Source organism: Microthrixaceae bacterium (assembly GCA_023957975.1).
Classification (GTDB): domain Bacteria; phylum Actinomycetota; class Acidimicrobiia; order Acidimicrobiales; family Microtrichaceae; genus JAMLGM01.
Genome location: JAMLGM010000023.1, coordinates 1 through 6,104, shown reverse-complemented (window position 1 = coordinate 6,104; position 6,104 = coordinate 1). Strand labels below are relative to the sequence as shown.

Annotated in this window: 8 protein-coding genes; all 8 read right to left on the bottom strand. The window is 67.6% G+C overall.

Annotated features, from left to right (window positions below; genetic code table 11):
• The coding region (ribH, locus tag M9952_16520) for a 6,7-dimethyl-8-ribityllumazine synthase (protein MCO5314529.1) at positions 1-512 on the bottom strand (512 nt) is incomplete at its 3' end.
• Positions 512-1,009, bottom strand: a complete 498-nt coding sequence (locus M9952_16515; GenBank protein ID MCO5314528.1) for a 6,7-dimethyl-8-ribityllumazine synthase — start codon at positions 1,007-1,009, stop codon at positions 512-514. The genes M9952_16515 and ribH, both read right to left, overlap by 1 nt.
• A gap of 1 nt (position 1,010) precedes the next feature.
• Complete coding sequence (locus M9952_16510) at positions 1,011-2,246, bottom strand: bifunctional 3,4-dihydroxy-2-butanone-4-phosphate synthase/GTP cyclohydrolase II (protein ID MCO5314527.1); 1,236 nt, start codon at positions 2,244-2,246, stop codon at positions 1,011-1,013.
• The gene (locus M9952_16505) at positions 2,243-2,863 is read right to left on the bottom strand and encodes a riboflavin synthase (GenBank protein ID MCO5314526.1); all 621 of its coding nucleotides are present in this window, start codon (positions 2,861-2,863) and stop codon (positions 2,243-2,245) included. Before M9952_16505 ends, M9952_16510 begins: the two co-directional genes overlap by 4 nt.
• Before the next feature lie 2 nt (positions 2,864-2,865).
• Positions 2,866-3,921, bottom strand: coding sequence for a bifunctional diaminohydroxyphosphoribosylaminopyrimidine deaminase/5-amino-6-(5-phosphoribosylamino)uracil reductase RibD (gene ribD / locus M9952_16500; GenBank protein ID MCO5314525.1), 1,056 nt, complete (start codon positions 3,919-3,921; stop codon positions 2,866-2,868).
• A gap of 180 nt (positions 3,922-4,101) precedes the next feature.
• The gene (locus tag M9952_16495) at positions 4,102-4,602 is read right to left on the bottom strand and encodes a MogA/MoaB family molybdenum cofactor biosynthesis protein (protein ID MCO5314524.1); all 501 of its coding nucleotides are present in this window, start codon (positions 4,600-4,602) and stop codon (positions 4,102-4,104) included.
• Between the two features lie 50 nt (positions 4,603-4,652).
• A complete protein-coding gene (locus tag M9952_16490) occupies positions 4,653-5,870 on the bottom strand; it encodes a hypothetical protein (GenBank protein MCO5314523.1) in 1,218 nt (405 codons plus the stop codon).
• A partial coding sequence (locus M9952_16485) for a hypothetical protein (GenBank protein MCO5314522.1) occupies positions 5,867-6,104 on the bottom strand: 238 nt, incomplete at its 5' end. The genes M9952_16490 and M9952_16485, both read right to left, overlap by 4 nt.

The window sequence follows — 6,104 nt, the reverse complement described above, 5'->3', positions numbered from 1 at the left end:
CAGTTCTCGTCGTGGACGTGATCGGGCAGGTACTTCTCGGCGAGCAGCGCCATCTCGACCGCGGTGCGGGCACCCTCCTCGCCCACGTTATGGCCGCCGGCATCCTCGGAACGGTCGAGGGCCTGTTGGAGATTCTCGGTGGTCAGCACACCGAAGATGACCGGCACCCCAGTGGCGAGGGCAACCTCCTGGAGGCCCCGCGCACACTCCCCCGCCACGAAGTCGTAGTGGCTGGTGTCTCCGCGGATCACGCATCCGAGCCCGATGATCGCATCGAACGTGCCCGAGTTGATGAGCGCCATCGACGCGAACGGAACCTCAAACGCACCTGGAACCCACTCGATGGTCACGTTCTCATCGGCCACGCCGCAGTCGCGCAACCCGCGAGTCACGCCGTCGAGCAGGCGCGCGGTCACGTGGTCGTTGAAGCGCCCGCACACCACCCCGATCGACAATCCCGACCCGTCGAGTTCGGGCAGTTCGCGCCCCTCATATGCCTGATCGACACCCATCACCTGACCTCCTGTCGCAATGCTCGCACCACCGGGACGACCTCGAGTGCTGACCGAGCGATTTCGATTCCCTTACCGACCAGGTGCTCGGCGAAGAACGCAAGGTCGCCGGGATCGTTCTCGTCGAAGCGTTGCGGGGTCAACACCGCGGAGAGCACCGGCACCTCGGTCGCCGTGGAGACCGCGACGAAACCGTTGAGGATGGCATTGGCCACGAACTCGTGGCGGTAGATCCCCCCGTCGACCACAAGACCGAACGCGAGGACCGCATCGAAATCTCCGGAGGTCGCCGCCAACTGTGCGACGAGCGGCAATTCGAGGCTGCCGGGCACCGTGATGAGCCGGATCGCTTCGGCCGCCACCCCCGATGCGACGAGGTGGTCACGACACGAGGTGGTCGCGACGTCGACGAGTTCGGCGTGCCATTGCGCCGCGATCATCGCAATCCGATAGTCGTTCGGCGCCATCTCAGTCGGCGCTGCCTCAGTCGGCGCCATCTCAGTCGACCCCTTCGATCAGGTGGCCCATCTGTTCGACCTTGGTGCGCAGGTAGTTGATGTTGTGCTGATTGGGCTGCGCCGGGATCGACACGCGACCGGTGATCTCGAGTCCGAACCCGTCGAGGCCACCGAACTTCGAGGGGTTGTTGGTGATGAGGCGCATGGTGGTGATGCCGAGGTCGTTGAGGATCTGTGCGCCGATGCCGTATTCGCGCGAGTCGACGGGCAGGCCGAGTGCGACGTTGGCCTCGACGGTGTCCATCCCCTGTTCCTGCAGGTTGTAGGCGCGGATCTTGTGGCCGATACCGATGCCGCGCCCCTCGTGGCCGCGCAGGTACACCATCACCCCGAGCTCCTCCTGGGCAATGCGCTCCATGGCCCCCGACAGCTGCGTGCCACAATCGCAGCGCATCGAGCCGAACACGTCGCCGGTCAAGCATTCGGAGTGGACGCGAACCAACACGTCCTGTTCGCCGGCGACCGCTCCCCGCACCATGGCCACGTGTTGTTCGCCGTCGAGAACCGACTCGTAGACGTAACAGGTGAACTCGCCCCAGTCGGTGGGGATCTGGGCCTCGGCGACGCGCCGCACGAGCTTTTCGGTCTGGCGCCGATACTTGACCATCTGGGCGATCGAGATCATCAACAGGCCGTGTTCCTTGCAGAACTCGACGAGGTCGGGCACGCGGGCCATCGTTCCGTCGTCGTTGACGATCTCACACAGCACACCAGCGGGATAGCAGCCGGCCATGCGTGCCAGGTCGACCGCCGCCTCGGTGTGGCCGGCCCGCTTGAGCACACCGCCCTCCGCATAGCGCAGGGGGAAGATGTGGCCGGGCCGGGCGAGGTCGCCGGGCCGGGTGGCGGGGTCGCACAGCGCCTGGATGGTGGCCGAGCGGTCGGCGGCGGAGATCCCGGTGGTGGTCCCGTGGCGGTAGTCGACGGTGTGCATGAACGCCGTGCGCTGAGCCTCGGTGTTGTCGTGCACCATGAGTGGGATGTCGAGCTCGCCGAGCCGGTCTCCGGTGAGCGGAGCACAGATCACCCCGGAGGTGTGGCGGACGAAGAACGTGATCGCCTCGGGGGTGGCGTGCTCGGCGGCCATGATGAGATCGCCTTCGTTCTCACGGTCCTCGTCGTCGACGACCACGACGATCTCCCCGCGTCCGATGGCTGCGACCGCCTCGGGGATCGTGGCGAAGATCGAATCGGGGTTTGTTGCACCTCTGGTCATGATGCGGTTCCTCTCTGGTCCGACTCCGCGCTCGGCAGGTGGGCGGCGATGAGTCGTTCGATGTACTTGGCGGTCACGTCGACCTCGAGGTTCACCAGGTCGCCCACCCCTCGTTGCCCGAGGGTGGTGACCTCGGCGGTGTGTGGGATGACCGCCACGGTGAACCCGTCGTCGAGCGCATCGACCACGGTGAGTGAGACGCCGTCGACGGTGATCGACCCCTTCTCGACGACGTAACGGGTCAGTTCCGCGGGCATCGTGACCCGCAGGTCCGGCACCGCAGCGGCGACGGTTCCGACGGCGTCGACGTGACCCTGCACGAGGTGTCCGCCGAGGCGATCCATGAGCCGAACCGGGCGTTCGAGGTTGACCCGGTCGCCCGGTTCGAGCGTTCCGAGCGCACTGCGTTGGTAGGTCTCGGGCGACACGTCGGCCTCCCACCATCCGGGGTGAGCGTCGGTCGGGTCCTGCCAGGCGACCACGGTGAGACACACCCCGTTGACCGCGGTGGAGTCGCCCAGTTGCACTCCGTCGAGCACCGCGGTCGCGGCGATGCGCAGCCGGGAGCCCTCGCGGGACACAACGGTTCCGAGTTCCTCGACGATGCCGGTGAACACCTCTATCTCCGTTCCTGGGAATCCGCCGCAGCGGTGGCGGGCGTGAGTTCGAGGCGAAGGTCGCCGCCGACCCGTTCGACCGTGTCGAATCGACCCCGCCAGACGTCGTCGATGCTGTAGGCGCCGAGGCCGGTGAACAGCCCTCGGGCGTCGCCGCCGCCGAACAGCGCCGGGGCCAGGTAGAGCACGAACTTGTCGACGAGGCCGGCGCGGTGGAAATCGCCGGCGACCTGGGCGCCGCCTTCGACGAGCACCTGCAAGATGCCGTCGTTTCCGAGCTCGTCGAGGATGTCGACGAGCTCGCCGCGCATCTCGCGGCAGGGCTGCACCTTTGCCTCGGGGTCGACCGCCGAGTTGGCGAGGATGACTCGAAGCGGGTCGACCGTGCCGTGTTCGGGCAGCACCGGCGGGTGATAGTCGCGCACGGTGAGCGAGGGATTGTCGCGTCGTACGGTCCCGGCACCGACGATGACCGCATCGCTCTCGGCGCGGATGCGATGGCCATCCGCGCGTGCTGCGGGGCCGGTGATCCACTGGCTCGAACCGTCGGGGGCTGCGGTGAATCCATCCACCGACGCCGCCATCTTCAACACGACATAGGGGCGGCCGGTGGTTCGGTGTTTGATGTAGGGCGCCAGTTGGGTGGCGACCCGATCTGCGTACAGCCCGACTTCGACGGTGATGCCCGCGGCACGCAGCGCCTCGATCCCCCGACCGTTCACCCGTTCGTCGGGGTCCTCGAGGGCGATGACCGCCCGGGAGATTCCGGCTTCGATGAGCGCATCGACACAGGGCGGGGTGCGCCCGGTGTGGCTGCACGGCTCGAGGGTGACATAGACCGTGGAACCCTGTGCCGCGGTTCCTGCGGCGGCGAGCGCGACGATTTCGGCGTGGGCCTTGCCGGGCTCCATCGTCGCCCCTTCGTAGATCACCCCGTCCGCACCGCGAACGACGGCTCCGACCCACGGATTGGGCGCGGTTGCACATCGAACCTGTGATGCGGCGGCGATCGCACGCGCCATGCATTCGCGGTCGATCGCGGTGAAGTTCTCTGACATGGTCCTCGTGAGGGTAACAGGCGGGTGGTCGAAATTGTAGCGGCCGTTCCGTTTTCGACCGGAACGGGATGTGGCGGAACGGTGCGGGCGGAACGGTGCGGATCGCTGCGGTGCGGTGCGGTGCGGTGCGGCTGTCGTTGCGGCGTTGCGGCGTTCTGCGGTGCGGCGTTTCGGTCCGGTTCAGTCCGGGGTCTTGCCGGCCATCAGGTCGAGCGCATAGGGCACGACATCGATCACGGCGTCGAGCATCGGCCGCGACGCACTCGGCGAACCGGCAACATTCATGATGAGCGCACTGCCCCGGGTGCCCGACACCCCACGCGACAACCTGCCCTTGGGGTCGGTGGCACGCATGGCCTCGGAAAACCCGTAGGCCCGACGGTCGAGGATGCGAACGGTTCCTTCGGGGGTGAGATCCCGAGGCCCGAATCCCGTCCCGCCGGCGGTGACGATGATCCCCCAGAAGTTGAACGACATCGACGACAGCTGGTTGGCCACGGTCTCGGAACCATCGGCGCACACCCTGGCGTCGACGACGGTGAACCCGTGTTCCTCGAGGTACTCGACCACGGCCGGCCCGCTGGTATCGGGCCGGTTGCCGAGCACCACGCTGTCCGAAACGGTGAGCACCTTCGCCTCGTAGCGAACACCGGCGTTCTGGGTCTGGTCCTGCGCACTCATGGCCCAGAGACTACGCCCTCCGGCCACCCTCACCGCCACGGGTGCTACCGCTACGGGCGATACCGCCAGATGAACAGCGCCATCCCGTCGCTGTCGTCGGCCTGGGGCAACAGGCACCCTCCCGTTCCGATGGCCTCCCACGGGCCCTCGACGAACTCGATGGGTTCGAAATCCGGGTGCTGAGCGACGAATCGCGTTGCGACGTCGATCGTCTCCGCGTTGGTCAGGGTGCACACGCTGTAGGCGAGCCATCCGCCGCCGCTCACGGCGCGGGCGGCCTCGACCAGCAGATCGAACTGGATCGACGCCAGGCGATCGACATCTGCGGGCTCGATGCGCCATCGTGCGTCGGCCCGCCGGCGAAGCACCCCGAGCCCCGAACACGGTGCGTCGACGAGCACCCCGTCGACGCTGCGCCGTGCCAGCGGTAGGTGGCGCCCGTCGGCCACCACCGGCCACAGCGCGCCACCGTCTGGCCGGTTCGCGGCCGTCGCTGCCGAGTTCTTGGCGATCAGGCCGACCCGCTTGAGCCGCAGATCGGCGGCGATCACCCGAGCACCGCGACCGGCCATGGCGGTGGCCTTGCCGCCGGGCGCTGCGCACGCGTCGAGCACCAACTGCCCGGCTTCGATCGGCAACGCGGCGACCACTCGTTGACTGCTGCGATCCTGGATGTAGCCGTCGCTGCGAATCGCCACCTCAGGGGCGGTATTCATCACCTCGAGCGCCTCGATCGCCACGTCGGAACCGAGGTCCTCGCTGAGCCGCTCGACGATCCAGTCCGGGTAGCTCAACTCGGTGCCGACATCTGGCCACACGACCGGGTTCGAGGCCACCTTGCGCAACACGGCGTTCACGACGCCGCGAAACCGCTTCGGAGTCGCGTCCACGGTGGCGGACACCGCTGCGTGGTCGGGCACCTCCAGGTAGTGCAGTTGGTAGGCGCCGAGGCGCAACGCGGCGCGGGCCACCGACGGAGGGTCGCTGGACAGGAACCGATCGACGAGATGATCGAGGGAACGGCGACGACGGATCGCTCCATAGACCATCTCGGTGACGAACCGTCGATCGCGGTCGTCGAGTCCGCTGCGCTCCAGCATCGGACCGAGTCGAAGATTGGCGAACGACCGGTCGTTGTCGATGGCGACGAGTGCATCGATGGCGATCTCACGAGCCGACTTCTGGCCGGGCTTCGGGCCGGACTTGTGGCCAGGTTTCTGGCCGGGTCTCTGGCCGGGTCTCGGGGCGGGCTTGCGCGACTCACTCATGAAAACGCCGCCCGCTGTTCTGCGGTGGCCCCGCGCCACCAGTCCTCGAAGGCCATGGGGGTCTTTCCCTCCGCCTGAACCGTCTCGTAGCGGATCGTCACGTCGCTGGCGCCGTCGCCGGCACCGTCGCCGTCGCGGACGAGTTGCGCCGCCATCAGTTTCAGGCGCTTGTCGCCGACGACGGTCCAGGCGTTGCCGAGTCGGATTCGCGAGAACTGCTCCTCGGCCGGCGAC